This is a genomic window from Pseudomonas oryzihabitans (assembly GCF_024652905.1).
In the GTDB taxonomy this organism is placed as follows: Bacteria; Pseudomonadota; Gammaproteobacteria; order Pseudomonadales; family Pseudomonadaceae; genus Chryseomonas; species Chryseomonas benzopyrenica.
The window spans coordinates 1,466,421-1,492,196 of record NZ_CP102428.1; the positions used below are offsets into that span (position 1 = coordinate 1,466,421).

20 protein-coding genes and 1 pseudogene are annotated in these 25,776 nt (G+C 67.8%); 8 read left to right on the forward strand and 13 right to left on the reverse strand.

Translation table 11 applies throughout. The features are described 5' to 3' along the window. Positions 1 to 27: 27 nt before the first annotated feature. From NRG74_RS06800 to NRG74_RS06815, 4 genes are all read right to left on the reverse strand, one after another. Positions 28 to 1,401 (reverse strand): diaminobutyrate--2-oxoglutarate transaminase, encoded by a 1,374-nt coding sequence (locus NRG74_RS06800; RefSeq protein WP_257706108.1) that lies wholly within the window; start codon positions 1,399 to 1,401, stop codon positions 28 to 30. 342 nt (positions 1,402 to 1,743) lie between these two features. Further along, entirely contained in the window at positions 1,744 to 4,140 is a 2,397-nt protein-coding gene (locus NRG74_RS06805) for a TonB-dependent receptor (protein ID WP_257706109.1), read from the reverse strand. Between the two features lie 71 nt (positions 4,141 to 4,211). Further along, positions 4,212 to 5,156, reverse strand: a complete 945-nt coding sequence (locus tag NRG74_RS06810; protein WP_437181183.1) for a FecR domain-containing protein — start codon at positions 5,154 to 5,156, stop codon at positions 4,212 to 4,214. Next, a complete protein-coding gene (locus NRG74_RS06815; RefSeq protein ID WP_202401759.1) occupies positions 5,153 to 5,665 on the reverse strand; it encodes a sigma-70 family RNA polymerase sigma factor in 513 nt (170 codons plus the stop codon). Before NRG74_RS06815 ends, NRG74_RS06810 begins: the two co-directional genes overlap by 4 nt. Positions 5,666 to 5,973: 308 nt before the next feature. On the opposite strand from NRG74_RS06815, the gene NRG74_RS06820 reads away from it, so the two are divergent. The 7 genes and pseudogenes from NRG74_RS06820 to NRG74_RS06850 all read left to right on the forward strand — a co-directional run bounded on the left by NRG74_RS06820 (position 5,974) and on the right by NRG74_RS06850 (position 13,923). Next, positions 5,974 to 6,585 (forward strand): glutathione S-transferase family protein, encoded by a 612-nt coding sequence (locus NRG74_RS06820; protein WP_257706111.1) that lies wholly within the window; start codon positions 5,974 to 5,976, stop codon positions 6,583 to 6,585. Between the two features lie 30 nt (positions 6,586 to 6,615). Continuing rightward, on the forward strand, positions 6,616 to 8,643 hold the full coding sequence (locus NRG74_RS06825; protein ID WP_257706112.1) for a 2Fe-2S iron-sulfur cluster-binding protein: 2,028 nt from the start codon (positions 6,616 to 6,618) through the stop codon (positions 8,641 to 8,643). Between the two features lie 76 nt (positions 8,644 to 8,719). After that, positions 8,720 to 9,621, forward strand: a pseudogene (locus NRG74_RS06830) (LysR family transcriptional regulator). 141 nt (positions 9,622 to 9,762) lie between these two features. After that, complete coding sequence (locus NRG74_RS06835) at positions 9,763 to 11,226, forward strand: NAD-dependent succinate-semialdehyde dehydrogenase (RefSeq protein WP_257706113.1); 1,464 nt, start codon at positions 9,763 to 9,765, stop codon at positions 11,224 to 11,226. A gap of 142 nt (positions 11,227 to 11,368) precedes the next feature. After that, positions 11,369 to 12,658, forward strand: coding sequence for a 4-aminobutyrate--2-oxoglutarate transaminase (gabT, locus tag NRG74_RS06840; RefSeq protein ID WP_257706114.1), 1,290 nt, complete (start codon positions 11,369 to 11,371; stop codon positions 12,656 to 12,658). A gap of 54 nt (positions 12,659 to 12,712) precedes the next feature. Then, complete coding sequence (locus NRG74_RS06845; protein ID WP_257706115.1) at positions 12,713 to 13,402, forward strand: hypothetical protein; 690 nt, start codon at positions 12,713 to 12,715, stop codon at positions 13,400 to 13,402. 29 nt (positions 13,403 to 13,431) lie between these two features. Continuing rightward, positions 13,432 to 13,923, forward strand: coding sequence for an Lrp/AsnC family transcriptional regulator (locus NRG74_RS06850; RefSeq protein WP_007161776.1), 492 nt, complete (start codon positions 13,432 to 13,434; stop codon positions 13,921 to 13,923). 52 nt (positions 13,924 to 13,975) lie between these two features. Here NRG74_RS06850 and NRG74_RS06855 read toward each other — a convergent pair whose 3' ends face one another. Next, entirely contained in the window at positions 13,976 to 14,689 is a 714-nt protein-coding gene (locus NRG74_RS06855) for a cupin domain-containing protein (RefSeq protein WP_257706116.1), read from the reverse strand. Positions 14,690 to 14,920: 231 nt separating this feature from the next. On the opposite strand from NRG74_RS06855, the gene NRG74_RS06860 reads away from it, so the two are divergent. Then, complete coding sequence (locus NRG74_RS06860; RefSeq protein WP_257706117.1) at positions 14,921 to 15,847, forward strand: 2-hydroxyacid dehydrogenase; 927 nt, start codon at positions 14,921 to 14,923, stop codon at positions 15,845 to 15,847. 18 nt (positions 15,848 to 15,865) lie between these two features. On the opposite strand, the gene argE is transcribed toward NRG74_RS06860, so the two are convergent. From argE to NRG74_RS06900, 8 genes are all read right to left on the reverse strand, one after another. Then, positions 15,866 to 17,017 (reverse strand): acetylornithine deacetylase, encoded by a 1,152-nt coding sequence (gene argE, locus NRG74_RS06865; protein ID WP_257706118.1) that lies wholly within the window; start codon positions 17,015 to 17,017, stop codon positions 15,866 to 15,868. Then, positions 17,014 to 18,171, reverse strand: coding sequence for an NAD(P)/FAD-dependent oxidoreductase (locus NRG74_RS06870; RefSeq protein ID WP_257706119.1), 1,158 nt, complete (start codon positions 18,169 to 18,171; stop codon positions 17,014 to 17,016). The genes argE and NRG74_RS06870 overlap by 4 nt, the downstream gene beginning before the upstream one ends. Further along, positions 18,168 to 19,583 (reverse strand): NAD(P)/FAD-dependent oxidoreductase, encoded by a 1,416-nt coding sequence (locus NRG74_RS06875; RefSeq protein WP_257706121.1) that lies wholly within the window; start codon positions 19,581 to 19,583, stop codon positions 18,168 to 18,170. The genes NRG74_RS06870 and NRG74_RS06875 overlap by 4 nt, the downstream gene beginning before the upstream one ends. Next, entirely contained in the window at positions 19,568 to 19,873 is a 306-nt protein-coding gene (locus NRG74_RS06880; protein WP_257706122.1) for a (2Fe-2S)-binding protein, read from the reverse strand. Before NRG74_RS06880 ends, NRG74_RS06875 begins: the two co-directional genes overlap by 16 nt. After that, positions 19,870 to 21,714, reverse strand: coding sequence for an ABC transporter ATP-binding protein (locus tag NRG74_RS06885; RefSeq protein WP_257706123.1), 1,845 nt, complete (start codon positions 21,712 to 21,714; stop codon positions 19,870 to 19,872). The genes NRG74_RS06880 and NRG74_RS06885 overlap by 4 nt, the downstream gene beginning before the upstream one ends. Before the next feature lies 1 nt (position 21,715). Next, positions 21,716 to 22,618: an ABC transporter permease gene (locus NRG74_RS06890; protein ID WP_257706124.1), complete on the reverse strand. Its 903-nt coding sequence runs from the start codon at positions 22,616 to 22,618 to the stop codon at positions 21,716 to 21,718. Beyond that, the gene (locus tag NRG74_RS06895) at positions 22,615 to 23,571 is read right to left on the reverse strand and encodes an ABC transporter permease (protein ID WP_160922378.1); all 957 of its coding nucleotides are present in this window, start codon (positions 23,569 to 23,571) and stop codon (positions 22,615 to 22,617) included. The genes NRG74_RS06890 and NRG74_RS06895 overlap by 4 nt, the downstream gene beginning before the upstream one ends. Positions 23,572 to 23,643: 72 nt before the next feature. Further along, positions 23,644 to 25,281 (reverse strand): ABC transporter substrate-binding protein, encoded by a 1,638-nt coding sequence (locus tag NRG74_RS06900; protein ID WP_184288413.1) that lies wholly within the window; start codon positions 25,279 to 25,281, stop codon positions 23,644 to 23,646. Between the last annotated feature and the right edge of the window lie 495 nt (positions 25,282 to 25,776).

Sequence of the window (25,776 nt, forward strand, 5' to 3'; positions counted from 1 at the left end):
CGGTGGCACTCTGGTGGTGCCCTGCGCTCAGCCACGCGGCTCGGCCAGCGCCGCCACGAGGGCCGCCTCCAGGCGTTCGAGCAGCACCAGGCAGTGGCTTTCCTGCAGGATCAGCGGCGGCAGCAGCCGCACCACGTTGCCGTCCCGTCCGCCGCGTTCGAGCAGCAACCCCTGGGCGAAACAGTGGCGTTGAATGGCCGCCGCCAGGGCGGGATCGGCCGGCAGGCTGCCGAGCGCATCCGGCTCGCCGCGCGGATCGACGATCTCCAGGCCGAGCATCAGGCCCAGGCCACGGACATTGCCGAGGGCGGGAAAGCGCTCGCGCAGCCGCTCCAGATGCCGCTTGAGCCAGCTGCCCAGTTGGGCGGCGTGGCTGACCAATCCCTCGCGCTCGATGACCTCCAGGGTGGCGAGTCCCGTGGCCATGGCCAACTGGTTGCCGCGGAAGGTGCCGGTATGGCCACCCGGTTCCCAGGCGTCGAACTCCCGCCGAATCGCCAGCAGCGCCAGCGGCAGGCCGCCGCCCACGGCCTTGGACAGCACCAGGATGTCGGGCTCGATGCCGGCATGCTGGCAGGCGAACAGCGCACCAGTGCGGCCGAAACCGGTCTGGACCTCGTCGACGATGAGCAGAACGCCGTGTTCCCGGGTGACCCGGCGCAGGGTCCGCAGCCAGGCCGCCGGTGCCGGATTGACGCCGCCCTCCCCCTGCACCGCCTCGACAATCACCGCCGCCGGGCGGCAGACGCCACTTTCCACGTCGCCGAAGAAGCGCTCCAGGTAGCGCGCCAGGGCCTCGGCGCCCCGCTCGCCACCCAGTCCCAGCGGGCAGCGGTATTCATGGGGATAGGGCAGGAACTGCACCCCGGGCATCAATCCCGCCACGCCCTGTTTGGGCGCCAGGTTGCCGGTCACGGCCAGGGCGCCGTGGGTCATGCCGTGGTAGCCCCCGGAAAAGGCGATCACGTTGCTGCGTCCGGTGACCTTCTTGGCCAACTTCAATGCCGCTTCCACCGCATCGGCGCCGGACGGCCCGCAGAATTGCAGGCAGTAGTCCTCGGACTGACCCGGCAGCAGACCCAGCAGTCGTTCGCTGAAGGCGTCCTTGAGCGGCGTGGTGAGGTCCAGGCTGTGCATCGGCAAGCCGCTGGCGAGAAAAGCGGAGATGGCCTCGGTGACCGCCGGATGGTTGTGCCCCAGCGCCAGGGTGCCCGCCCCGGCCAGGCAATCCAGGTAAACCTTGCCTTCGACATCGGTTACCCAGACGCCAGCGGCCTTGGCGATGGCCAGCGGTAGCTTGCGCGGATAGCTGCGGACCTCGGATTCGAAGCGCGCCTGGCGAGCGAGAAAGAAAGCGTTATCGGGTGTTGCGGTGTCACGACGGAGGGATGGTTGAAGCATGGCGTCAGACCTCGAGACGTTTATCTTCGGTAACGATAATCAGTTTCATTCTCATCCTTCAACCGCTATTCCCATCAATATTCGAGTCTTTGAACTCGCCCAACTTTCACCAATTAGCGGACGATAAGAAACGCGAACTCACTGTGGGTCCGTTATCGAAATAGCTCGGCAATTATCCTGATAGAAACTTTGCTTCAGTTATATCCGCATGACACTCCGATCAATGAGTAATAGGCCTTGACCGCGCAATGCGGCCCAGTTGTGCACCTAGTTGGTTATCCGCGTTATCCGCCGCCGCGCAGGACTGCAACGAGCCTTGCGCAACGGCGGGATTTTTGGCGTTCAGAACGCCAGGGTGGTGGAGAGGACGAAGGTCCGCGGCGTGGAGATCGTCAGGCCGGGTTCGCTGTCGTCGGAGGCACCGGCGGAGGCCCAGTAGCGCTCGTTCATCACGTTCTCCACCGAGGCGCGCAGGGTCACGCGGGTGGTGTCGACCTTGAAGGCGTAACGCGCGCCCACGTCGAAGCGATGCCAGGCATCGATTTCCTTGCTGTTGGCCTGGTCCAGGTACTGGGAGCTGGTATAGATCCCCCGTCCGGTCAGGGTCAGGCCGGGCACCGCCGGGATGTCCAGCTCGGCGCCGAGGTTGGCATTGAGCTTGGGCGTGGCCGGGGCGCGATTGCCGTCGAAGGTGCCACCCACGGTGTCCCTGAGTTCGCTGTCGATGTACATCAGGCCGCCGAGGACGCGGAAACCGGCCAGCGGCTCGCCGAACACGCTCAGCTCCGCCCCGTCGTTGACGCGCTTGCCGTTGGGGCCGAAGGTGCGACTGGTGGCGTTGGTCTCGTAGGCCGGTTGTTTGATGCGGAAGGCGCTGGCGGTGACGGCGACGGCGCCGAAGTCGTACTTGGCACCCACTTCCGCCTGGCGACTGATGAAAGGGGGGAAGATCTCGTCCTCGTTCAGCGCGGTGGACGGCGCGATCTTGCCCTGGCTCAGGCCTTCCATGTAGTTGGCATAGAGCGAGAGCCGCTCGGTGGCCTTGAACAGCACGCCCGCCGAGGGCGAGAGCTTTTCCTCGTCATAGGCGGTGGATTGCTTCACCCCATCGGACCAGTCGTCCACCTTGACCCGCTGCCAGCGGGCGCCGAGGGTGACCAGTAGGCGGTCGTCGAAGAAGCCCAGGGTGTCGGCCAAGGCCACGCCGCTGAACCGGTTCTCGGTGTAGCCCTTGGCATCGGCGCGGGTCTGTACGCCTGGCGCTGGCAGGTCGCGGGGGTTGTAGAGATTGCTCGTTCCGTTGGCGTAGCGCCCGCCGCCGTTCTCGAAGTCCATGTAGAAGTAGTCGGCGCTGACATTGAGCTCGTGGCTGACCGGTCCGGTTTGCAGCCACTTGCGGGCACCGACGTTGGCCGTGCGCACGTTCTCGTCGCGGGTGAAGTCCCGCGGCTGGACGGTGAAGTCGCCGGCGTCGTTGGTGATGGAAACGTTGTGGCGCAGGAACTCGTGATCGCTGCGGCGCGCGCCCACGGCGCCGTAGAGCATCAGCGAATCGTCGACGTCGAATTCGCCACGCAGGGCGCCAAAGGTGTCCTTGGTCTGGGCGCGGGTCCAGCGCTGGGCATAGTTGTGGCGCACGTCGTCGGCATCGGGTACCCGGGCGTTGGCGCCTACCAGCACCCGCTCCTGGGGCGCGTCGGTATCACGCTCGGTATGGCCCAGGTCCAGCCCCAGGCGCAGGCGCTCGACGCGGTAGTCCAGACCGAGCACGCCCATCTGCCGGTCGACGTGCTGGTGATCCCAGGTGGTGTCGCCGGATTGCTTGACGCCGTTGAAGCGCATGCCGAAGCGGTTGTCCTCGCCGAAGCGACGGCCGATATCCACGGCGCCGCCCACCTGGCTGTCGGACGCGTAGCTGCCGGTGATCTCGGTGATGGGCTGGTCGGTGGCCCGCTTGGGCACCACGTTGATGCCACCGCCGACGCTGCCGCGGGGCGAGATGCCATTGAGCAGCTGACTCGGCCCCTTGAGGATATCGACCCGTTCGGCCATCTCCATGTCGATGGAATAGGTCGGCAGCACCCCATAGAGGCCGTTATAGGCGACGTCGCTGTTGAACAGGCTGAAACCGCGGATGGTGAACTGTTCGAAACGACCCCCCGACGGATTGGTGGAGCGCACCGAGGGATCGCTGGCGATCAGGTCGGTAAGGGTGCGGGCCTGGAGATTCTGGACGGTCTGGGCAGTGTAGGAGGTCTGGCTGAAGGGCGTGTCCATGAAGTCGCGATTGCCCAGCAGCCCCTGGGAGCCTTGCCGCGCGACCTGGCCACCGGCATAGGGAGCGTCGTCCGCCTGCAGGCTGGTGGCGACGATGGATGTACTGGCCAGCTCCTGGACCCCACTCTCCTGCGGCGCCGGCACCAGGGTGAAGTCACGCTCGCCCAGCGGCTGGAGTCTCAGACCAGAACCGGCCAGCAGGCGGCTGAAGCCCTCTTCCACGCCGAAGTCGCCCTTGAGGCCAGCGCTGCTGCGCCTGCCCACCAACCCCGGATCCACCGCCAGGTTGACCCCGGACTCCGCCGCAAAGCGAGTCAATGCCTGGGCGAGACTGCCCGCGGGAATCTCGTAATGCCGACGAGCCGCCTCCTGGGCCCACGCCGAACCGGCCCACCAAGGGGTACCGCTCAATGCCACCAACAGGCCCGTGCGCAGCAACGGACGCAATACCAACGCCACCATCGAATCCCCCTCCTTTTGGTTGTCCTATGCCGTTAATGACCGACGAGTACCGAAAAGGGGACAGGCTTTTTTCAGACGCTGACCGTGCGCGGCTGCAGGGTCACCCAGAAGCGGGTGCGCCAGTGCACCTCCAGCGGCAGCGTAGCGGCCAGGAGAGTCAGCACCCGGTCGGTGTCGGCAAGTTGAAAACTGCCGGTGACCCTGAGGTTGGCAACCGCGGGATCCCAACGCAGCAGGCCGAGACGATAGCGGCTGAATTCCTCCAGGAATTCGCCCAACGGCTGGTCCTGGGCGATCAGCACCCCTTGGCGCCAGCTCAGCAGGGTCGCGGAAAAGGGCTCGATAGCCCCGATTCCCAAGGCACTCAAGCGCAATTGCTGGCCCTTGCCCAATTCCAGCCCGAGCCCCTTCAGTGGTCGCACGCCCACGCTGCCGCTGATCACCCGTACGTCGCACCCCTCGTCATGCTGATGCACGCAGACCTCGGCCTGGCGCACCGTCAGGACGCCGAAACGGGTATCGAGGGTCATTGCTTCGGCGCTAGGCACCTGCAGCGAGAGCTCGCCCTGCACGAGGGTCAGGCGTCGCCGGGCTGGATCCAGGTCCACGGCGGTCGCGGTATTGAGTTGCAGCAGGCTGCCGTCGGCCAGGGTAAGGGTACGGCGTTCGCCGGTGGCGGTGCTGAGGTCGGCGGTCCAGGCGTCCAGAGGCAACGTCTGGGTCAGCCACCAGCCGGTCGGTACCACCACCGCCAGCCCCAGCAACTGGCGCATGGCGGTCCGCCGGCCACGGTCGGCCGGTTGCAGACTGGCCATGGCCAATCGCGAAGGCACCGCGGCGAAGCGTTGTTGCAGCGCCAAGGCCGCCTGCCAGGCACGCTCGTGCTCGGCATGGGCCTGGCGCCACTCCTGCAGCTGTTGATGTTCGCGCTCGCCCGCCGCGCCGGATTCCAGCAGCGCCAGCCAGCCCGCGGCCTCGCGGATCGCCGTCCGCCGCCGGTCTTGGCCGCTGCTCAGCACAGCTCCGCCAGCAGGCAATGCTCATAGGCCTGCGCCATGTATCTCTTGATGGTGCGCTCGGAGACGTGCAGGCGCTCGGCGATCTCGCGATAGGTGAGGTCTTCGAGCTGACTGAGCAGGAAGGCCTGGCGGACCTGGGCGGGCAGACCATCGAGCAGCTCATCGAGGGCCTGCAGGGTTTCCAGCAGTATCCAGCGTTGCTCGGGCGATGGCGCGCAGGCTTCGGGCAGCTCGGCCAGCGCCTCCAAGTACGCCTGCTCCAGGCTGCGTCGGCGCTGGAAATTGATCAGCAGGCGCTTGCCGATGGTCACCAGATAGGCCCGCGGCTCCTGCAGTTCGCCGAGCACCTCGGGATTGCGCACCAGCCGCAGAAAGGCTTCCTGGCTGAGATCGGCCGCATCCCACTCGCTACCCAGCCGCCGCCGCAACCAAGCCTGTAGCCAGCCGCTGTGGTCGCGATAGAGGCTATGAAGATGGCGCGAGGATGCGAGAGCCATGTCATTCATGACGGATGCTACCTGCTCGACGATGCTTAGATGATATTGATTCTACTTTACCGCCTGAGGCGCCGACCAGTCCCAGGCGCTCTAGACTGCCGCCTGATAGACAGATCAGGCCTGATTGGCGACTGCCGAAGGGCCTCGCTGAGGTCCATGGTGGGAGCAGCCGCCCTCCCCCGCCCGTGGCTCGATCATTCCAGTTTGCGGAATGCTGAAGTGACCAGAAGGCCCATTCCCTCGCGAAGGTTCTGATTCCAAGCTGGTAGCACCTGTCGGGACCACCCTTGGCCCCGATGCCTGCCAGGAGTCGGCTCATGCAGCTCTATCGCACCCCGCTGTCCGGTCATGCCCATCGTGCTGTGCTCTTCGCCTCCTTGTTGGGATTAGAGGTCGAGCTGATCGACGTCGATATCCCGGGCGGCGCCAATCGCACGCCTGAATTTCTCGCCCTCAACCCCTTTGGTCAGGTACCGGTCCTGCGGGATGGCGAAACGGTGGTCGCCGATGCCAACGCCATCCTCGTCTACCTGGCGAAAAAGACGGGCCGCAGCGACTGGCTGCCCGAGGACCCCGCGGGCGCGGCGGCGGTGCAACGCTGGTTGTCGGTGGCGGCCGGCGAGCTGGCCTATGGCCCGGCGGCGGCGCGCTTGATCACGGTATTCGGCGCCCAGCTGGATGCCGACGAGGTCATCGCCCGCGCCCATGTCCTGCTCGAACGCCTGGAGGCCCACCTGGCCTCGCGAGACTGGCTGGCGGCCGCTTACCCGACCGTCGCCGATATCGCCCTCTATAGCTATTTGGCCGGGGCGCCGGAAGGCAATGTGGATCTGGCACCCTACGCGGCCGTGTGCGCGTTCCTGCAGCGGGTGGAAGCCTTGCCGGGCTTCGTGCCCTTCCCCCGCACCGCGGCAGGCCTCAGGACCTGATCGCGCGTCGCCTAGCTGGAGGTCACGGTCATGCACGAATCCCTACCCACCTGGCACGCCGGTGAAACCCTTATTCAGGAACGCCTGGGCGTCCGTGAGCGCCTGGCGGCCCTGGGTCCGCGGGTGATCCGCTCGTTCATGCCTGACCAGCATCGGCAGTTCTTCGCGCAGTTGCCCTTTGTGATACTGGGCAGCGTCGATGCCGAGGGGGCGGCCTGGGCGACGATCCTGGCAGGCCAGCCCGGCTTTCTCGCCTCGCCCACGCCCACCACCCTGGACATCGCCGCCCGTCTCTCAGCCGAGGATCCGGTAACCCCGAGCCTGAGCGACGGCGCCGCCGTGGGCCTGCTCGGCATCGAGTTGCATACGCGCCGCCGCAATCGCATGAACGGCACACTCAGCGTCACTGCCCAGGGTCTGCGCGTGACGGTGGACCAGAGCTTCGGCAATTGCCCGCGCTATATCCAGTTGCGCGATCTGAGCGTTGCCCAGGCGCCGGATGCCACCCCGGTCGCATCGGTGGAGCACCTCGCCTGCCTGGACGCCGATGCTCGCGCGTTGATTGCCGGCGCCGATACCTTTTTCGTCGCTTCCTATGCCGACCAGCAAGGCCAGCGGCGGGTCGATGTCTCCCATCGCGGCGGCAAGCCGGGCTTCGTCCGGGTCGGCGCCGAGGACCTGCTGACCATTCCCGACTTCAACGGCAATCTGTTCTTCAACACCTTGGGCAATGTCGTCGCCAACGGCCGGGCCGGGCTGCTGTTCGTGGACTACGAACACGGGGATCTGCTGCAGCTGAGCGGCACCGCCGAGGTGCTGTTCGACTCGCCGGAGATCGCGGCTTTCGACGGGGCCGAGCGGCTCTGGGCCTTTCGCCCACGGCGGATCGTTCGCCGCCGCGCCGCCCTGGCGCTGCGCTGGAGGGCCCAAGCCGGAGGAGCGTCGGACAGCAGCCAGCTGACCGGCAGCTGGCTGGAAGTCGAGCGGCGCCTGGAGGCTGGGGCCCAGGGCCGCCACTGGCGCCCGCTACGCATCGCCCGGATCGTCCAGGAGAGCACCACCATCCGCTCCTTCCATCTCGAACCCGTGGACGCCGCCGGCTTGCCTCCCTATCAGGCCGGTCAGTTCCTGCCGATTCGAGTGACACCTCGGCCGGGCCAGCCCTACCTGGTGCGGACCTATACCCTGACCTCCCTCCCCGCGGACGGTCGCTACCGCATCAGCGTCAAGCGCGACGGTCTGGTCTCTCAGCTGCTCCACGACCAGTGGCGCGAAGGCGATTTGATCGAAGCGCGAATGCCCGCCGGCGACTTCACCTTGGCACCCGCTGACACTCGTCCCCTGGTGTTGCTGGCCGCCGGAATCGGCATCACCCCACTGCTGGCCATGTTGCGGCAGCTGGTCCATGAAGGTCGGCGAACCGTCACGCTGTTCTATGGCGCCCGCACCAGGGCGGAACGGGCCTTCGACAGGGAGCTCGCCGAGCTGCTGGCCCAGGCGCCGGAGTCGATACGGATGATCAGGGTGCTGAGCGATCCCTCCGATGCGCTTCCCGGGGTGGACTATGACGCCGCCGGACGCATCGAGATGGCGTTGCTGGAGCGCCAGCTGCCCTTTGGCGACTACGACTTCTACCTCTGTGGTCCGGCTGCCTTCACCCAGGGGCTCTATGACGGCCTGCGGGGTCATGGCATCGAGGATGATCGTATCCATGCCGAAGCCTTCGGACCGGCTGGACTGATGCGCACCGTCACGGCGACGGCGGAAGTAACCCGCCCAGCGGTGTCCACCGAGACCATTCCGGTGCGCTTCACGGCGTCCGGCCGGGAGGCGCGGTGGACGCCTGCGGCCGGCAGCCTGCTGGAACTGGCCGAGGCCCAGGGGCTGGAGCCTGCGTTCAGCTGTCGCGAGGGGCACTGTGGCAGCTGCCGCACCCCCTTGCTCAAGGGCGCTGTTACCTATCTCAAGGAACCCGCCGCGGCGGTGGGCGCCAATCAGGCGCTGCTCTGTTGCGCGCGGCCCGCGGCCAGGTCCGCGCCGCTGGAATTCGACCTCTAGGCTGGTCAGCCTGGTCGGGTCGACTACCATGCACCTCTGGCCGGTCCGCTCCGGCGCCCTGAGGAAGACCCCGCAGATGGATCGTTGGCAGGCGATGCGCGTGTTCGTGAAGGTGGCCGAAACCGAGAGCTTCGCCCGCGCGGCCCGGGAACTGCACCTGAGCGCACCGGCAGTGACGCGCCTGGTGGCCGGCCTGGAGGCGCTGGTCGGCGCCCGCTTGCTGGTGCGCACCACCCGCTCGGTGAAGCCCACCGAGGCCGGCCCCCCTATCTGCAGGATTGCCGGCGCATCCTCAGCGAGATCGCCGAGGCGGAACTGGCCGCCGCCGGGCACCAGGTCGAGCCTTCGGGCACCCTGGCGATCACCGCACCGCTATTGTTCGGCCAGCTACACGTGCTGCCGCTGGTGCTGGACTTTCTCGCGCTCTATCCAGAGATGCGCGTCCGCACCTTTTTCGTCGACCGGCAAGTCAATCTGCTGGACGAGGGCATGGATGTCGCCCTGCGCATCGGTCAGTTGCCGGATTCGGGGCTTACCGCCATCCAGGTCGGCCAGATGCGGCGGGTGGTCTGCGCGGCCCCGAGCTATCTGGAGGCGCGCGGTACTCCCGCCACTCCAGCCGCACTCAAGGAGCACCGCATCCTTGTCTGCCAGGGCGCCTGGGCCTCGCCGGAATGGCGCTTCGCCCGCGGACAGCGGGTGGTGGTGGATCCGCTGTTGCTGTGCAACACCAACGAAGCCGCCATCGCCGCCGCCGAGGCGGGGCGCGGTCTGACCCGGGTACTGCATTACCAGATCGCCCCGGCGCTGGCCGAAGGCAGCCTGCGGATCGTGCTGGCGGACCACGAGGAGGCGCCCCTGCCGGTGCACCTGGTCTATTCCCAGGGCCGCCAGGCGGCGGCCAAGGTCAGGGCCTTCGTCGAACTGGCCGTGGCAGCGTTGCGCGGTGATCCGCTGTTTGGCGAAGCGTCCGACTGAGCGGGCCTATTGGCCACCGCACAAACTGCGGCCAGGACGCGCCGAACGCGTTCCGCCACCGCTCGTGCAGCGCCAATTCGGCATCCGCCGCCGCCACCGCTCCCTAGACTCAGGGGCTGACCTGCCACTGGGAGCGCCACCATGCCACTGCACCCCGATCTGCGAGACCCTCGCCTGTTCAAGGAATCCGCCTATGTCGACGGTCACTGGATAGCCGCCGACAACGGCGCCACCTTCGCCGTAGAAAATCCTGCCACCGGCGCCGTCATCGCCCAGGTGGCGGCGCTGGAGGCAGCGGAAACCGCCCGCGCCATCGCCGCCGCGGAAGCGGCCTGGCCGGCCTGGCGCGAGCGTCCGGCAGCCGAGCGCGCGGTCCTGCTGGAGCGCTGGTACGCCCTGATGCTGGAACACCAGAATGACCTCGCCCTGCTGATGACCCTGGAACAGGGCAAGCCCCTGGGCGAGGCCCGTGGCGAGATCGCCTATGGCGCCAGCTTCGTCAAATGGTTCGCCGAAGAAGCCCGGCGCGCCTATGGCGACATCCTGCCTGCCCCGACGCGCGATCGCCGCGTGCTGGTGCTCAGGCAACCGGTGGGCGTCGCCGCCGCCATCACCCCGTGGAATTTCCCCAACGCCATGATCACCCGCAAGGCCGCGCCGGCGCTGGTGGCCGGCTGCCCGGTGGTGATCAAGCCCTCGGACCTCACCCCGCTCTCGGCCCTGGCGCTCGCCGAGCTGGCCGACCGCGCCGGCTTTCCGCCCGGCGTATTCAATGTGCTCACCGGGATGCCCGCCGGCATCGGCGGCGAACTGACTGGCAATCCAGCGGTGCGCAAGCTGTCGTTCACCGGCTCCACCCGCATCGGCCAGCTGCTGTTGGCGCAGTGCGCGGCCACGGTGAAGCGCACCAGCATGGAGCTGGGCGGCAACGCCCCCTTCATCGTCTTCGACGACGCCGACCTGGATCTGGCCGTCGCTGGGGTGTTGCAGAGTAAATTCCGCAACGCCGGCCAGACTTGCGTCTGCGCCAACCGTATTCTGGTACAGGACGGCATCCACGATCGCTTCGCCGAGCGTCTGACCGCCGAGGCCGCCAAGTTCAAGGTGGGCAACGGCCTGGAGACCGGGGTGACGCTGGGTCCGCTGATCAATCGCCAGGCGGTGGACAAGGTGGCCCGCCACGTCGACGACGCCCTGACCCAGGGTGCCAGGGCCCTGTTCGGCGGCCTGCCCAGCGGCCATGACCAGTTCGTCATCCCCACGGTGCTGACCGGCGCCACGGCGGACATGCTGCTGGCCAGCGAGGAGACCTTTGGCCCGGTGGCGCCGTTGTTTCGCTTCCGCGACGAAGCCGAAGCCCTGGCCCTGGCTAATGCCACGCCCTACGGCCTGGCCGCCTACTACTACACCCAGGACCTGCGCCGCGCCTGGCGGGTGGGCGAACAGCTGGATTTCGGCATGGTGGCGCTCAACACCGGCACCCTGTCGATGGAAGTCGCACCCTTCGGCGGCGTGAAGCAATCCGGCCTGGGCCGCGAAGGTTCGCACCTGGGGCTGGACGAGTACCTGGAGGTGAAGGCCTGGCACCTCGGTGGGCTCGACTGAAACCCAAGGCGGCAGGCAACCGAAAATGCCGCCGCCCCCAAGCAAAACAGCCGATCGCGATGCCGGGGCCAGCAACTTCAGCGTTACCGACCCCAAGGCCTGCGTAGGCTGGAACTCTCGCCCCTGCCTGGAGTATCGCCGCATGAATTCCGCTGCCAAAGCCACCGAACGCCTGCTGGGTTATCGCGAACAAGGCGTGCCCCGCGGCATCATCACCGCCCACCCCGTCGTGGTGGCCCGCGCCCAGGGCAGCGAGGTCTGGGACGTGGATGGTCGCCGCTACCTCGATTTCGTCGGCGGCATCGGCGTGCTCAACGTCGGCCACAATCACCCACGGGTGGTGGCGGCCGTCCGCCGCCAGGTCGGGGAGATCTCCCACGCCAGTTTCCAGGTGATGGCCTACGAGCCCTACCTGGAACTGGCCAGCCGCCTCAACACCCTGATCGGCGATGGGGAGGCCTACAAGACGCTGCTGCTGACCTCCGGTGCCGAAGCGGTGGAGAACGCCATCAAGATCGCCCGTGCCCACACCAAAAGGCCCGGGGTGATCGCCTTTCGCGGCGGCTTCCACGGTCGCACCCTGCTCGGCGTGACCCTGACCGGCTTCGCCCAGCCCTACAAGCAGAACTTCGGCCCCTTCCCCGGCGACATCTATCACGCGCCCTACCCCGATCCCTTCCGCGGGGTGGACAGCCAGCAGGCCCTGGCCGGCCTGCGCGAAGTGCTCGCCACCCAGGTCTCCCCCGACCAGGTGGCCGCCATCCTGGTCGAACCGGTACAGGGCGACGGCGGCTTCCGTCCGGCACCGGTGGAATTCCTCCAGGGGCTGCGCGCGCTGTGCGACCAGCACGGTATCGTCCTCATCGCGGACGAGATCCAGACTGGCTTCGGCCGTACCGGCAGCCTCTTCGCCTTCCAGCAGACCGGCATCCAGCCCGACCTGGTGACGGTGGCCAAGAGCCTGGCCGGCGGACTGCCGCTTTCCGGGGTGGTCGGCCGCGCCGCCATCATGGACGCGCCCCTGCCCGGTGGCCTCGGCGGTACCTACGGCGGCAACGCCCTGGCCTGCGCCGCAGCGCTGGCAGTCCTGGACATCTTCGACGAGGAAGACCTGGTCGCCCGTGGGGTCACTCTGGGCGAGCAGCTGCGCAGCGGTCTGCTCGACCTGCAGCGCCGCCACCCGCGTATCGGCGAGGTCCGCGGCCGCGGCTTCATGCTGGCGGTGGAGATGGTGGGCGCGGACGGCAGGAGCCCGGACGCCGCCCTCGCTCAGCAGGTCATCGAGGGCGCTCGTCAGGCCGGATTGCTGGTGATCAAGTGCGGGGTGGAACGCAATGTCATCCGTTTCCTGGCGCCTCTGGTCACCACCGAGGCACAACTGGCCGAAGCCTTGCAGATGTTCAGCCAGGCTCTCGCCCAGGCTGGTGCCTGAGGTCAAACGTAACGCCGCCCGGCCCGGCTGTGGCAGCGCCAAGGGAATCCGACCATGAGAATCACGCGTTACCAGGCCCTAGGCTTTTCCTGCTACGGCACCCTCGTCGACCGTGAAGGGGGCATCCTCGAAGCCCTGCGCCCCCTTGTGGCGCAGGCGGGCCTGAGCACCCATCCCGACTGGCTGCTCGGCAGCTACCACCGCCTGGCCCGCGAACTGCGCCAGGCGGCTCCCACTGCCAGCCAGACCAGCCTGCACCTGCGCATTCACCAGCGACTGGCGCAGGAGTTGCAACAGGAAGCCGACCTGGATGCCAGCGTGGCTTTTGGAAACGCCACGACGTGCTGGCCGGTGTTCGAGGATGCTCCGGGCGCGCTGCAGTACCTGAGCAAGTTCTATCGATTGGTGTTGCTGGCCTCGCCCGATGACGGCGAGGCGGCAGCGGTCACGGCGCGCTTGCCTGAGGTGTTCGCCGCCGTGATCCCCAACCGCGGTGGCGATCTGCGCCAGGCGTTGGACAACACCCTGGAAGAACTGGGCTTGGCGCGTGGGGATTTGCTGCCCATCAGAGGCAGTGAACCGGACGATCCCTGGAGTGCCCTGGTGGATTTTCCCCTGTGTACCCTGCGCCGTGATCGCTCGCGGCCCTGGAACCTTTCGCGGCAGGCCCTGGATGGCACGCGGTGCGAGTACGCGAGTCTCGCCGACCTGGTGCATGCGCACCAGACCGCCCTGCGTGCCTAGCCTGCCGTTCACGATTGCGAGGAACGACGATGGACGCCGCAACAAAACTGGATCGCATCGACATCAACATCCTGGTGCAGCTGCAGAAGGATGGCCGGATGACCAATGTCAGTCTCGCCGAAGCCGTGGGCCTCTCCCCCAGCCCCTGCCTGCAGCGGGTCAAGCGCCTGGAGGCGGCCGGCTACATCAGTGGCTACGAGGCCCACGTCAACCTCGCCAAGATCGCCAACTCGGTGACGGTGTTCACCGAGGTCACACTCTCCGACCACAAGCGCGCCGACTTCGTGAAGTTCGAGTCCTTTATCCGCGGGGTCGACGAGATCCTCGAATGCCACCTCATCAGTGGGGGCTACGACTACCTGCTGCGCTTCATGTGCAGCAGCATCGGTCACTACCAGGAATTGATGGAATCCATCCTCGACCGCAACGTCGGCATCGAGAAGTACTTCAGCTACATCGTCATCAAGTCGCCGGTGGTCAAGAACGCCCTGCCGCTGCGCAGCCTGATCAAGGCGGGCTAGTACTTCGCACCTCGACGCTCCGCCAGCACCCCGCTGCCGGAGCGCGCCGTTCCTAGCGCAGGATGCAATAGAGCTTGCGTACCGTCTCCCGACTGTCCCAGGCCATGGGTGTCGCCGCCGGCACCAGCACCGCCTCGCCCGCCCTGACACTGCACGGTGCTTCACCCTCGACGGTCAGGGTCACCGCGCCGGCATAGAGCAGCATCAGTTCGCAATGGGGATTGGTCACTGCCTTGCGCACGTAACCGGTGCATTCCCACATCCCTACCCGCAAGGCGCCGCCACCGCTTTCGAACAGGTCGCAGCCGGTGGCCGTGGGCTCGGGACTGAGCAAGACGCTGGCCGCCGGTGGCGGCGAGGGTTCGCGCGGAGCCGAGGGATCCAGCAGCACGGGCGCCTGGGGCATGGCGCCTTCACTGGCGCGGCCGGGAAAGGCCATGAACAGGCGACGTAGCTCGCCACTATGACGCCAACGGCAACTCAGGCCCCGGGGCAGGACAAAGGCATCGCCTGCCTTGAGCTGCAGGGCGCCACCGGCCCACTCCAGCTGCAATTCGCCCGCTTCGAGAATGCTCACTTCCACCCAGGGAAAGTCATCCAGCTGGCAATCGGCGAAGTGGCTGGTGGCGCTGCCCATGACATAGCCCAGGCGGTCGTCGTGCAGGTGCAGTTCCCGGCCGGCGGCCAGGGGATCACTGTGCAGGGGCTGCAGCGCGCGCGGCAGCTGGCGGTCATTGGGCGGTTGGCAGTAGTGCAACAGGGGCATGGCGGATCCTCACGACAAGAGGCGCGACGGGCATGCCGCGGACAGGGTCAGTATCGACCGCCAAGACGGCCGGTATATGGCGTTTCCGTCGCGACGCAGCACAGAAGCTGCCGTTTTTCCCAGATGCGGCGCAGTTTCCACCGCACCACCGATCATGACGGCGCGGCACGGGATTTCAGGACAAACTACCGCCCCCTTGCGCCATCCTTGAGCTTTGCCGGAGACCTTCCCATGACGCTGCTCTACAAGGCCGATCCCGAACGCGGTCAGGCCTGGCGACGCCTGTTCCAGGAACGCGCGCCCGATATCGAATTTCGCCAGTGGCCGGAGGTGGGCAACGCCGACGAGGTGCGCTACCTGGCCTGCTGGCAACCACCGCAGGACCTCGCCCAGCGCTTTCCCAACCTGGAGGTGCTGTTCGCCACCTCGGCCGGGGTCGATCAGTTCGACCTGAGCCTGCTGCCTGCCGACCTGCCGGTGGTGCGCATGCTTGATCCCGGTATCGTCGCCGGCATGGTGGAGTACGCCACCCTCATGGTGCTGGCCCTGCATCGCCAGCTGCCGCTCTACCTCGACCAGCAAGGCGCCGGGCGCTGGCAGGAACATGCCTTGGTGACGGCGGAGAACCGACGCGTGGGGGTGCTGGGCCTTGGCCAGATCGGCCAGGCGGTGCTGGAGCGCCTGACGAGCTTTGGCTTCTCGCTGTCGGGCTGGTCACGATCGCCCCATGATCTGCCAGGGGTACGCTGTCATGCCGGCCCCGATCAGCTGCCGGCATTTCTCGCCGACTGCGAGATTCTCATCTGTTTGCTGCCGCTGACCCGGGAAACGCGTGGAATTCTCGATGCCGAACTGCTCGCCGCCCTGCCTCGTGGCGCCAGCCTGATCAACCTGGGCCGTGGCGCCCAGCTGGTGGAAGCCGATCTGCTGGCGGCGCTGGACAGCGGTCAGCTGAGCCAGGCGGTGCTGGACGTGGTGGAGCCGGAACCGCCCGCGGCCGACCATCCCTTCTGGCAGCATCCGCGCATCTGGCTGACGCCCCACGTGGGCGCCATGACGGTGCCGGAAACGGCCTTCACGGTCTTGCTGGACAACATCCGCCGCCATCAGCGCGGCGAGCCGATGCGTGGGCTGGTCGATCGGCAGCGGGGGTACTAGTCGAGAGGCGGGGTGGCCTTAGCCCAAGGCCACTCGCAACCGTCCGAGCAGGGCATCACAGGCTTCCAGCTGGCTGATCTCGACGTACTCATCGGGCTTGTGCGCCTGTTCGATGCTGCCGGGCCCGCAGACCACCACCGGGGTGTCCAGACGATTGGCGAAGAGGCCGCCCTCGGTGCCGAAGGCCACCTTGAGCTGTACCGTCCCCGGCTCGACCAGGGTCTGCATGAACCGCACGGCTTCCACACTGGGATGGGTATCCAGTCCGGGATAGGCGTTGACCGTCTCGATCTCGATGGCGGCCTTGGCTGACGTCTGCCGCGCCTCCCTGACCAGGCGGTCCGCCATGTCCTGCAGCGTGGCCACCAAGCTCGCGGGATCGTCCGCCGGCAGGTGGCGGATCTCGAAATCCAGGGTGCAGCGATTGGGCACGATGTTCAGCGCCTTGCCGCCGTCGATCCGGCCGACATGCAGGGTGGTGTAGGGAATGTCGTAGGCCGTATCCCTAGCGCCCTCTTCCGCCAGCCGACGCTGGCTGGCACGCAGGGCACCGACCAGATCGCTGGCCAGGTGGATGGCGTTGACGTGCAGCGGGGCGCGCGAAGAGTGCCCTTCCTGGCCTTGGCAGTGGGCGCGCAACGCCGCCTTGCCTTTGTGGCCAAGGGCGACCTGCATGTTCGTGGGTTCGCCGACGATGCAGAGGAAAGGCCGCACGGGAGCCAGTTCCAGCACATCCAGCAGTCGCCGTACACCGACGCAACCAATCTCCTCGTCGTGGGAGAGCGCCAACTGCAGGGGTCGTTTCAGTGGTTCACCGCGAGCGGCGTCCAGCAGGGCCACCACCGCACAGGCGACGAAGCCCTTCATGTCGCAGGCACCTCGCCCGTAGATCCGGCCGTCCTGCAGGGTGCCGACGAAGGATGGCAAGGTCCAGGCCTGGCCTTCCACCGGCACCACATCGGTATGCCCGGACAGCAGCACCCCCGGTACGTCGGCAGGCCCCACGCTGGCGTAGAGATTGGCCTTGCGCCCGCTCTCGTCGAGCACCAGGCGGCAGGCGATGCCGGCGGCCTCCAGCAGCCCCTGCACATGCCTGATCAGCGCCAGGTTGGAGTCGGCGGAAACGGTGGGGAAGCCGATCAGGGTGCGCAGCAGATCCTGGCTGTTCATCCGGCAAGGCTCTCCCGGCGCGGTTGCGCGAAACGGGCCACGTCGAAAGCCGCCAGGGGGGTGTCGGTATGGCCGGTGGCGATCAGCTCGGCCATGGTGTCCCCTACCCCCGGGCCGAGCTGGAAGCCGGCACCACAGAAACCGAAGGCGTAGTAGAGCCCCGGCAACTGGCTGCTGGGGCCCATGATCGGCAGGTCGTCGGCGATGTAGCCCTCGACCCCGCTCCAGGTGCGGATCACGTTGACCCTGGCCAGGGCCGGCGCCAGGCGCCGCAGCTGGGTGAGCTGATTGAGCAGGCCGTGGGGCTCGGCGCGGGCCAGACGGGTGTCCAGATCCGGGCGGGTGCGGAAGCAGCCGCCAAAGATCACGTTGCCGCGCGGGATCTGGCGGAAATAGATGGTCTCGCTCACCAGCGGCGAAGACACGCCCACCGCTTCCTTGAAAGCATAGGGCAAGGGCTCGGTGACGCCCATCTGGGGACCATGGGTCTCGATGGGCACCGGCTCGCCGAACTGGCTCGACAGCCGACTGCCCCAGGCCCCGGCGGTGATCAGTAGCCGCGGCGCCCGATAGCGGCGGCCATCGGCGGCCTGCACCAGGAAATCGCCATCCGGCTTGGTGACCTGGGTGATCTCCACCCCTTCCTGCAGATTGACGCCCTCGCGCACCGCGGCGCGGGCAAAGGCCGGCGCGGCCAGGCGCGGATTGGCGTGACCATCGTGGGGCGCATAGGAGCCGGCCACCACCTCGGGGCCCAGGTAGGGAAACTTCTCGTGCAGGGCCGCGCCTTCGAGCACCTGCAGCTCCAGGGCGGCAGTCTCCGGCGCCCGGGCGTACTCGTGCAGCATGGCGATGCGACCAGGATCGTAGACCACCCGCAGATGGCCACCGGGAATGAATTCCAGGTCATCGCCGATCAACTCGGGCAGGCGACCCCAGATACCGCGGGAACGGTTGGACAGCGCCACCTGGGTCAGGTAGCGACCCTGCCGGCGGACATTGCCGAAATTGGTGCCGCTGGCGAAGCGCCCGACCTGGTCACGCTCCAGCAGGAGCACCGATAGGCCCCGGCGCCGCAGGAAGAAGGCACTGGCGCTGCCCATGATGCCGGCGCCGACGACGATGACGTCCGCGCGGTTGGCGGTCTGGTTCATGACGAAAGCTCCTCTTCGCTGGTGACGATGCCCAGCGGCAATGGCCGGACCGGTGCCTGGCCGCGCAGGCGGCCAACGGCCTCCACCGGCACCCCGGATTCGGCGGCGATGATCTCGGCGCCGGCCTGGGCGCAATAGCGACCCTGGCAGCGACCCATGCCGACGCGGCTGAAGGCCTTGGCCCGATTGGCTTCCTGGGCGCCCTTCTCGCGCACCACGGCGCGCAATTCTCCGGCGGTGATGCCCTCGCAGCGGCAGACCACGGCGGTATCCGGCAGGCTGGCCATCTGTTTCGCGGGCCAGGGAAAGGCCTCGGCCAGGCCCAGGCGGAAGCGCTCCTGGACCGCTAGCGCCTCGCGGCAGCGCTCGGCGAGGCCATTGGGCGGGGTGCGACCGAGATCGCTCAGGACCGCGCAGGCGGCCAGTTGCCCGGCCAGCTCGGCCCCGTCGGCGCCCCGGACCCGGGCGCCATCGCCGGCGGCATAGACCCCCGGCGTGGAGGTGCGGCCGTCGGCATCCAGTTGCAGCACCCACTGGCGGGTGGCGCGCTCGAATTCGAAGGCGCAGCGGGCGAGATCGCCCAGCTGGGTTTCCGGGCGCAGGTGATAGCCCAGGCCCACGGCGTCGCCCGCCACCTCCTGACGCAGGCCACGCGCATCGGCGAAGGCCACGCCGCGCACGCCCTGTTCGGCATCGCCGAGGATCTCCAGCGGGGTAACGCCAAAGTGCAGCGGCACCCCGGCGCGCCTGAGCGAGGCCATGAGTTGCACGCCCTTCCAGGCCACGCCCGGGCGGGCCAGCAGCTTGGGCGTAGCCTGGGCACGCAGGCGCAGTGGCGCCGTGTCGAGGACCGCGGCCACCGTGGCGCCGGCCTGCTGGTATTGGGCGGCGACCAGGTAGAGCAAGGGGCCGCTGCCCAGAAAGATCACCCGCCGGCCAATGGACACCGCCTGGGCCTTGAGGGCGATCTGGGCGCCGCCGAGGGTATAGGTGCCGGCCAGGTTCCAGCCCGGCACCGGCAGCAGGCGGTCACCGGCCCCGGTGCAGAGCACCAGGGCATCGAAATCCAGGGTGCGCTGGCGATTGCCCTGCACCGTGTAGAGGGTGCGCTCGTGCAGGTGCCAGGCCAGGGTGTCGGGCCGGTAGTCGAGGCGTCCGCGCAAGCCGTCGAAGGTGCGGTGCAGGCTTTCGGCCTTGCCCGCCTCGCTGCCGTAGAGGGTGGCATAGGGACGCTGAAAGCCCTCGGGCTGGCGCCGATAGATCTGGCCGCCGTCGCGGCGATTCTCGTCGATCACCACCGGGGTGAGACCGGCGGCCAGCAGGGTTTCCGCGCAGCGCACGCCGGCCGGACCGGCCCCGACGATGACCACCTGCGGCGGGTTGCCGCCCGCCTTCGCTAGACCCGATTCCATACCGCCTCCGGTTGCGTGGTGAGGATCTGCAGGCCTTCGCGGACCTCGGTGCCGCAGGCGCGCAGGCGCTCGCCCGCGGCGGTCCAGACCCAGCAATCCTGGCAGGCGCCCATCAGGCAGAAGCCGGCGCGGCGCTCGTCGCCGAATTCGGACCGGCGCAGTGCCGGACCGTTGGCCAGCAAGGCGACCATCAGGGTGTCGCCGGCCAGCGCCGTGACCGGCAGGCCATCGACGCTGAGGCTGACCTGGGGCCGGCCGGTCTCGCCGAGTCGCTGGAAGCGGGAAGTCATGCGCGAACTCCTTGGGTGTGCAGCAGGGCGCCACCCTGCAGGCGCTGCAGGGTCTCGCCGTCATGATGACAGAGGATGCGGTTGCCCCCGGCGAGGGTCTGGGGCCGGGGCGGCACCCGGTCGCAACGGCCTTCGAGCCGTACCGGGCAGCGCTGCAGGAAGCTGCAGAGCCGACCGCTGGCGGGCGGCGACGAGACCAGGGGGACCGCCGTGCGGATGGGTTGCTCTTCCAGCCAGCCCTGGCGCAGCGTCGGTACCGAGGCGGTGAGCAATTCGGTGTAGGGGTGCAGCGGCGGATGCTGCAGGGTGGTCGGGGTGCCCAGTTCCACGGGCTGCCCGGCATAGAGCACCAGTACCTCGTCGCAAAGGCTGCGCACCGTGGAAATGTCGTGGCTGATGAACAGATAGGCCAGCCCCAGCTCACGGCGCAACTCGACGAGCAGGTCGAGAATGGCCGCGCCGACCACGGTATCCAGCGCCGAGGTGACCTCGTCACAGAGGATCAGCTCGGGTTCCGCGGCCAGGGCGCGTGCCAGGTTGACCCGCTGCTTCTGCCCGCCGGACAGCTCGCCCGGACGCCGGCTGGCGAGGCCGGCCGGCAGTTGTACCCGGTCGAGCAATTCGCGGACCTTGCGCTGGCGGGTGGCCTTGTCGAAGGCGTGATAGGTCTCCAGCGGGCGCGTGAGGATGCGCTCCACGCTGTGCGCCGGATTGAGCGCCGTGTCGGCATTCTGATAGACCAGCTGCACCCGGCGGAATTGCTCGCGGGTGCGGCCTTCCAGGCCCGGTGGCAGCAGTTCGCCGCCCAGGCGCACGCTGCCCTGGGCCGGTGGCAGCAAGCCGGCGATGACCCGCGCCAGGGTCGACTTGCCCGAGCCGGATTCGCCGATCACCCCCAGGGCCTGGCCAGCGGCAATGCGCAGATCGATACCCTCCAGCACCCGGTAACGTGGCAGGCCATCGGCGCCGCTGGGGCCATAGCCGGCCACCAGGTCCTTCACTTCCAGTACCGGCGCCGCAGTCTCGACCGTGGGCAGGCCACGCTCCGTCAGGGGCTCCGGCCGGGCCGCCGCCAGCAGGCTGCGGGTATAGGGATGGCGGGCGCTGGCCAGCAGCCGTTCGGTGCGGCGGTTCTCATAGACCTCGCCGCCGTTGAGCACCAGGATGCGATCGGCCATCTGCGCCACCACCGCCAGGTCGTGGGAGACGTAGATGGCGGTCACGCCCCGCTCGCGGACCACCTGCTTGAACACCCGCAGCACCTCGATCTGGGTGGTCACGTCCAGCGCCGTGGTGGGTTCGTCGAGGATCACCAGGGTCGGATCGGTGATCAGCGCCATGGCCGCCATCAGCCGCTGCAATTGACCGCCCGAGACCTGGTGCGGATAGCGCTGACCGATGTGCTCGGGATCCGGCAGCGCCAGCTCCCTGAACAGTTGCAGCGCCCGCGCTTCGGCTTCCTGGCGCGTCAGTACACCATGGATCAGGGCGCTCTCGATGATCTGTTCCATCAGGCGCCGCGACGGGTTGAAGGCCGCCGCGGCGCTCTGGGCGATATAGGCCACGGTGCGACCGCGCAGGCGGCGCAGGCCAGCGGCGTCCAGCTCCAGCACCTGGGTATCGCCGACGCGGATCGAGCCGCCGGCCAGTCGGCAACCCTCACGGGCATAACCGAGCAGCGACAGGGCGATGGTGGTCTTGCCCGAGCCGGACTCGCCGATCAGCGCCAGCACCTCGCCCTTGGCCAGGTTGAAGCCGACGTCCTTGACGATGGGGGTTTCGCTGCCGTCGTCGCCCTGGGCGACCACGCGCAGGTCCTTGACCTCTACCAGCAATTCCATCTCAGCGCCCTCCCCGGCGTCGCGCGCCGAACCGGTCGATGAGCAGGTTGACGCCCACGGTCAGGGTGCCGATGGCCAGCGCCGGCATCAGCACCGCCGGGGCGCCGTCGGCCAGACCACCGATGTTTTCCCGCACCAGGGAGCCCAGGTCGGCGTTGGGCGGCTGCACGCCGAGACCAAGAAAGCTCATGCCACTGAGCAGCAGCACGATATAGACGAATCTCAGGCCCAGGTCGGTGAGCAGCGGCAGGCGCATGTTGGGCAGCATCTCGCGCAGGGCGATATACAGCCGGCCCTCGCCACGGGTGCGGGCGACCTGGACGTATTCCAGCTCGATGAGATTCATCGCCAGGCTGCGGGCGATCCGATAGCAGCCGGGGGCATAACCCACCACCGCCATGACGATCAGCAAGGGCACCGAGGAGCCGAAGGCCGAGACCATCACCAGCGCCAGCATCTTGCTCGGCAGGGAGATCAGCGCATCGATCAATCGCGACAGCGGCTCGTCCACCCAGCGCCCGGACAGCGCCGCGAGCAGACCGAGACCGGTGCCGAGCACGCAGGCCAGCACGGCCGCGATCAAGGCCAGACCCACGGTGAAGCGGGCACCGTCGAGGATGCGGCTGAGCACATCACGGCCCAGGTAATCGGTGCCCAGCGGATGGGCGGCGCTGTAGCCGGCCAGCACCGCGCTGTCGCCCAGGGCGCCTGGGTCATAGGGCGCGAGCCAGGCGCCGAACGCGGCGAGGAATAGCCAGAAGGCCACCAGGATGCCACCGAGCAGTCCGGTCAGTGACCAACGCGCGCGGCGACGAGTGCGCGGCGGCGACAGCTGGGCATCGAGCGTCTTGCCGTCCACCGGCAGGACGGACGCGGCACGTACGGGAGTCACGGGTCGGGTCATAGCGTTCTCAGCCTCGGATTGGACAGGATGGCGCAGAGATCCGCCAGGGTCATGAGCACCAGGTAGGCGCAGCAGAACAGCATGGCGCAGGCCTGGATCAGCGGCAGGTCGCGACTGGCGACGCCGTCCACCATCAGCTGGGCGATGCCCGGGTAGTTGAAGATGGTCTCGACGATCACCACCCCGCCCATCAGGTAGGAAAGACTCAGGGCGATGGAGTTGGCGATGGGCCCCACGGCGTTGGGCAAGGCATGGCGCAGCACGGCGCGCACCGGACCGACGCCCTTGAGCCGGGCCATCTCCACATAGGGACTCTGCAGCTGCTCCACCAGGGCCGCCCGAGTCATGCGCGCCATCTGCGCCACGATCACGCAGCACAGGGTGCCCACCGGCAAGGCATAGGCACGCAGGAAGTCCAGGGGGCCGGCGATGTCGTGGGCGAAGGTCAGCGCCGAGGTCCATTGCAGGTGCACGGCGAACACCAGCACCGCCAGAGTCGCCACCAGGAATTCCGGTACCGCGACGATGCCCAGGGTGAAGACGTTGAGCGCCCGGTCCAGCCGCCCGCCGGCGTTCATCGCCGAGGCGATGCCCAGGCCGAGCGCCAGGGGCACCGACACCAGGGCGGTGACGCCGGCCAGCATCAGCGAGCCGCCCAGCCGGTCACCGATCATCGTGGCGATGGGCATCTGGCTGGCCAGGGACTGGCCGAGATCGCCGTGCAGCAGGCCGCTCAGCCAGTGGAAGTAGCGCAGCAGCGCAGGCTGGTCGAGGCCCATCTGGGCGCGCAGCGCCGCGACCTGCTCGGGCAGCGCGAACTGGCCCAGGGCCTGCTGCGCGGCATCGCCCGGCAACAGCGCCGAGACGAAGAACACCAGCAACGAGACGATGAGCAGGGTCAGCAACCCGCCCCCGAGGCGTCTGGCGATGAGGGAAAACACGGAAAGGTCCAAAGCCACCTCCTGCTTGAGCGTGGAGTGGCGAGTCCTGTCCTTGCGGACCGACTCGCCGTCAGGCACCGGGCGTCAGGCCTCCAGCCAGACGTGTTCGGCGAACATGTAGCCCATGAAGCCCCCGATGGGGATGATTCCGTAGCCGCCGAGCTTGGGCGAATGGGCATCGATGGAACTGGTGAAGATCGGCAAGCCGATGCCGGCGTGCTGGTGGATCAGCAACTGCATGTCGGCGTACATCTGCTTGCGCTTGGCCAGGTCGGTCTCGCCACGGGAAGCCACCAGCAACTGGTCGAATTGCTCGTTCTTCCAGCCCGATTCGTTCCAGGGTGCATCGGACTTGAAGAACTGCGATAGCAGGATGTTGGCGGTGGGTCGGGCGTTGATGTTGCCGAAACCCAGCGGATCCTTCATCCAGTGGTTGTCCCAGTAGCCGTCGGCACTGACCCGGTTGACCATCAGGTTGAGCCCGGCCTGGCGTGCCGATTGCTGCAGCACCAGGGCCATCTCGTTGGCGTTGTCGGCGGCGGTGGAGGTCACCAGCGGCATCCGCGCACCGGCGATCCCGGCTTTCTGGAAGAGGAACTTGGCCTTGTCCGGATCATAGGGCCGTTGCGGCAGGTCCGCGGCGTGATAGGGAGTGCCGGGCATGATCGGCTGGTCGTTGCCGATGGTGCCGTAGCCCAGAAACACCGACTTGAGGATCTGCTCGCGGTCGAACAGCAGCTTCATCCCCTCGACCACATTGGGATCGTTGAACGGCCGATTGGGGATGCGCATGATCAGATCGGTGTAGCCACCCGAGGTGTTGGCCACGATCTTGAGTTTGCCGCTCTGCTTGAGGCGGTCGGCGGAGCGCGGATCCACCGAGACGGTCAGCTGGACGTCACCGGCCAGCAGCGCATTGACCCGCGAGGGTTCGTCGCCGATGCCGATCAGCTCGATCTCGTCCAGATAGGGCTTGCCGGACTTCCAGTAGTTTTCGTTGCGCGTGCCCACGGTGCGCACCCCCGGCTTGAATTCCTTGACCTTGAAGGGGCCGGTGCCGTTGGCGGTGGAGAAGTCCTTGGTGCCATCGGCGATGATCAGGAACGGCGAGATGGCCAGTACCGCGGGCAGCTCGGAATTCGGTGACACCAGGCGGATACGCACCTCGTCGGGCGACACCGCGGTGATCTCGGCGAACTGGTCGGCCAGCGCCTTGACCTTGGAGCCCACCGCCGGGTCCTTGTGGCGCAGCAGCGAGTAGACGACGTCGGCGCTGTCGAAGGTCTTGCCGTTATGGAACTGCACACCCTGGCGCAGCTTGATCGTCCAGGTCAGGGCATCCTGGGTGTCGAAGCTGGTGGCCAGGGCCATCTGCGGCTCCAGATGGCTGTCGAACACGGTCAGGCCGTTGTAGAAAAAGTAGTGGCGCGCGTAGTCACCGGAAAAGGCGCCACGGGCCGGGTCGAGGGTATCGGCGGTGGACGAACCCGCCGCCGCGGCGCGCACCCGACCGCCGCGACGCGGGGTGCCGGTGACCGCATCTTCTGCAGCGAAGGCCTGACCATCACGGCCGAGCAGACTGCCCACGCCGGTCGCCAGCAGCCCGGCGGCGCCGAGCAGGCGGAGCGCATCGCGCCGCGAGACACCCCGCTGCAGGGCCTCGAAGGCACGCACGCTTTCAGCAGCACCTATCAGGGGACTTCCAGTCTTTTTCTCGGTCATGTCGGCTCGCTCGTTGGGGGCTCTGTCACCAGCGCCGCGATCCCCTCCCCGGGCCTGCGGCACTGTCCTCGTGGCCGCCGTGTCGCACGGCCTGGTTCATTACAGCACCGGCCCTTCGTCGAATACGGTCGAATTGAGCAGGCGACGAGACAGAAAAGACCGTTTTGGCCAAGCCGCTCAGCATTGTTTGCGGTGTGCGTCGCCACAGCGCAACGGGGCTGCCCATGCCCGGGTTTGGCGCGCTGCCAGCCGTCTCGCTGGCCAGCGGAGCGGCGTTTCCGACCAGGTACAAGATGCGAACGCCGACCCTCGCAGCAGCTTTCACCCCGGCCACCTGCCTGGCACAGGGGAAAATGCCAAACCGCCCGTTGGCCTGCAGAAACGACAAAACGCCCGCCTTGACGCTGCGGTTGGTTGGCAGGTCCGGGCGCGCGGTTCGTTGCTCAGGATCTAGGTTCTGTACGAAAAGTCGACGAGCGAAGGTCAGGCGAGGCG

Excerpts from the sequence above, each read along its gene's own strand:
- NRG74_RS06800 (WP_257706108.1), bottom strand. The coding sequence starts at position 1,401 with ATGCTTCAACCATCCCTCCGTCGTGACACCGCAACACCCGATAACGCT.
- NRG74_RS06805 (WP_257706109.1), bottom strand. The coding sequence starts at position 4,140 with ATGGTGGCGTTGGTATTGCGTCCGTTGCTGCGCACGGGCCTGTTGGTG.
- NRG74_RS06815 (WP_202401759.1), bottom strand. The coding sequence starts at position 5,665 with ATGAATGACATGGCTCTCGCATCCTCGCGCCATCTTCATAGCCTCTAT.
- NRG74_RS06820 (WP_257706111.1), top strand. The coding sequence starts at position 5,974 with ATGCAGCTCTATCGCACCCCGCTGTCCGGTCATGCCCATCGTGCTGTG.
- NRG74_RS06825 (WP_257706112.1), top strand. The coding sequence starts at position 6,616 with ATGCACGAATCCCTACCCACCTGGCACGCCGGTGAAACCCTTATTCAG.
- NRG74_RS06835 (WP_257706113.1), top strand. The coding sequence starts at position 9,763 with ATGCCACTGCACCCCGATCTGCGAGACCCTCGCCTGTTCAAGGAATCC.
- gabT (WP_257706114.1), top strand. The coding sequence starts at position 11,369 with ATGAATTCCGCTGCCAAAGCCACCGAACGCCTGCTGGGTTATCGCGAA.
- NRG74_RS06845 (WP_257706115.1), top strand. The coding sequence starts at position 12,713 with ATGAGAATCACGCGTTACCAGGCCCTAGGCTTTTCCTGCTACGGCACC.
- NRG74_RS06850 (WP_007161776.1), top strand. The coding sequence starts at position 13,432 with ATGGACGCCGCAACAAAACTGGATCGCATCGACATCAACATCCTGGTG.
- NRG74_RS06855 (WP_257706116.1), bottom strand. The coding sequence starts at position 14,689 with ATGCCCCTGTTGCACTACTGCCAACCGCCCAATGACCGCCAGCTGCCG.
- NRG74_RS06860 (WP_257706117.1), top strand. The coding sequence starts at position 14,921 with ATGACGCTGCTCTACAAGGCCGATCCCGAACGCGGTCAGGCCTGGCGA.
- argE (WP_257706118.1), bottom strand. The coding sequence starts at position 17,017 with ATGAACAGCCAGGATCTGCTGCGCACCCTGATCGGCTTCCCCACCGTT.
- NRG74_RS06870 (WP_257706119.1), bottom strand. The coding sequence starts at position 18,171 with ATGAACCAGACCGCCAACCGCGCGGACGTCATCGTCGTCGGCGCCGGC.
- NRG74_RS06875 (WP_257706121.1), bottom strand. The coding sequence starts at position 19,583 with ATGGAATCGGGTCTAGCGAAGGCGGGCGGCAACCCGCCGCAGGTGGTC.
- NRG74_RS06880 (WP_257706122.1), bottom strand. The coding sequence starts at position 19,873 with ATGACTTCCCGCTTCCAGCGACTCGGCGAGACCGGCCGGCCCCAGGTC.
- NRG74_RS06885 (WP_257706123.1), bottom strand. The coding sequence starts at position 21,714 with ATGGAATTGCTGGTAGAGGTCAAGGACCTGCGCGTGGTCGCCCAGGGC.
- NRG74_RS06890 (WP_257706124.1), bottom strand. The coding sequence starts at position 22,618 with ATGACCCGACCCGTGACTCCCGTACGTGCCGCGTCCGTCCTGCCGGTG.
- NRG74_RS06900 (WP_184288413.1), bottom strand. The coding sequence starts at position 25,281 with ATGACCGAGAAAAAGACTGGAAGTCCCCTGATAGGTGCTGCTGAAAGC.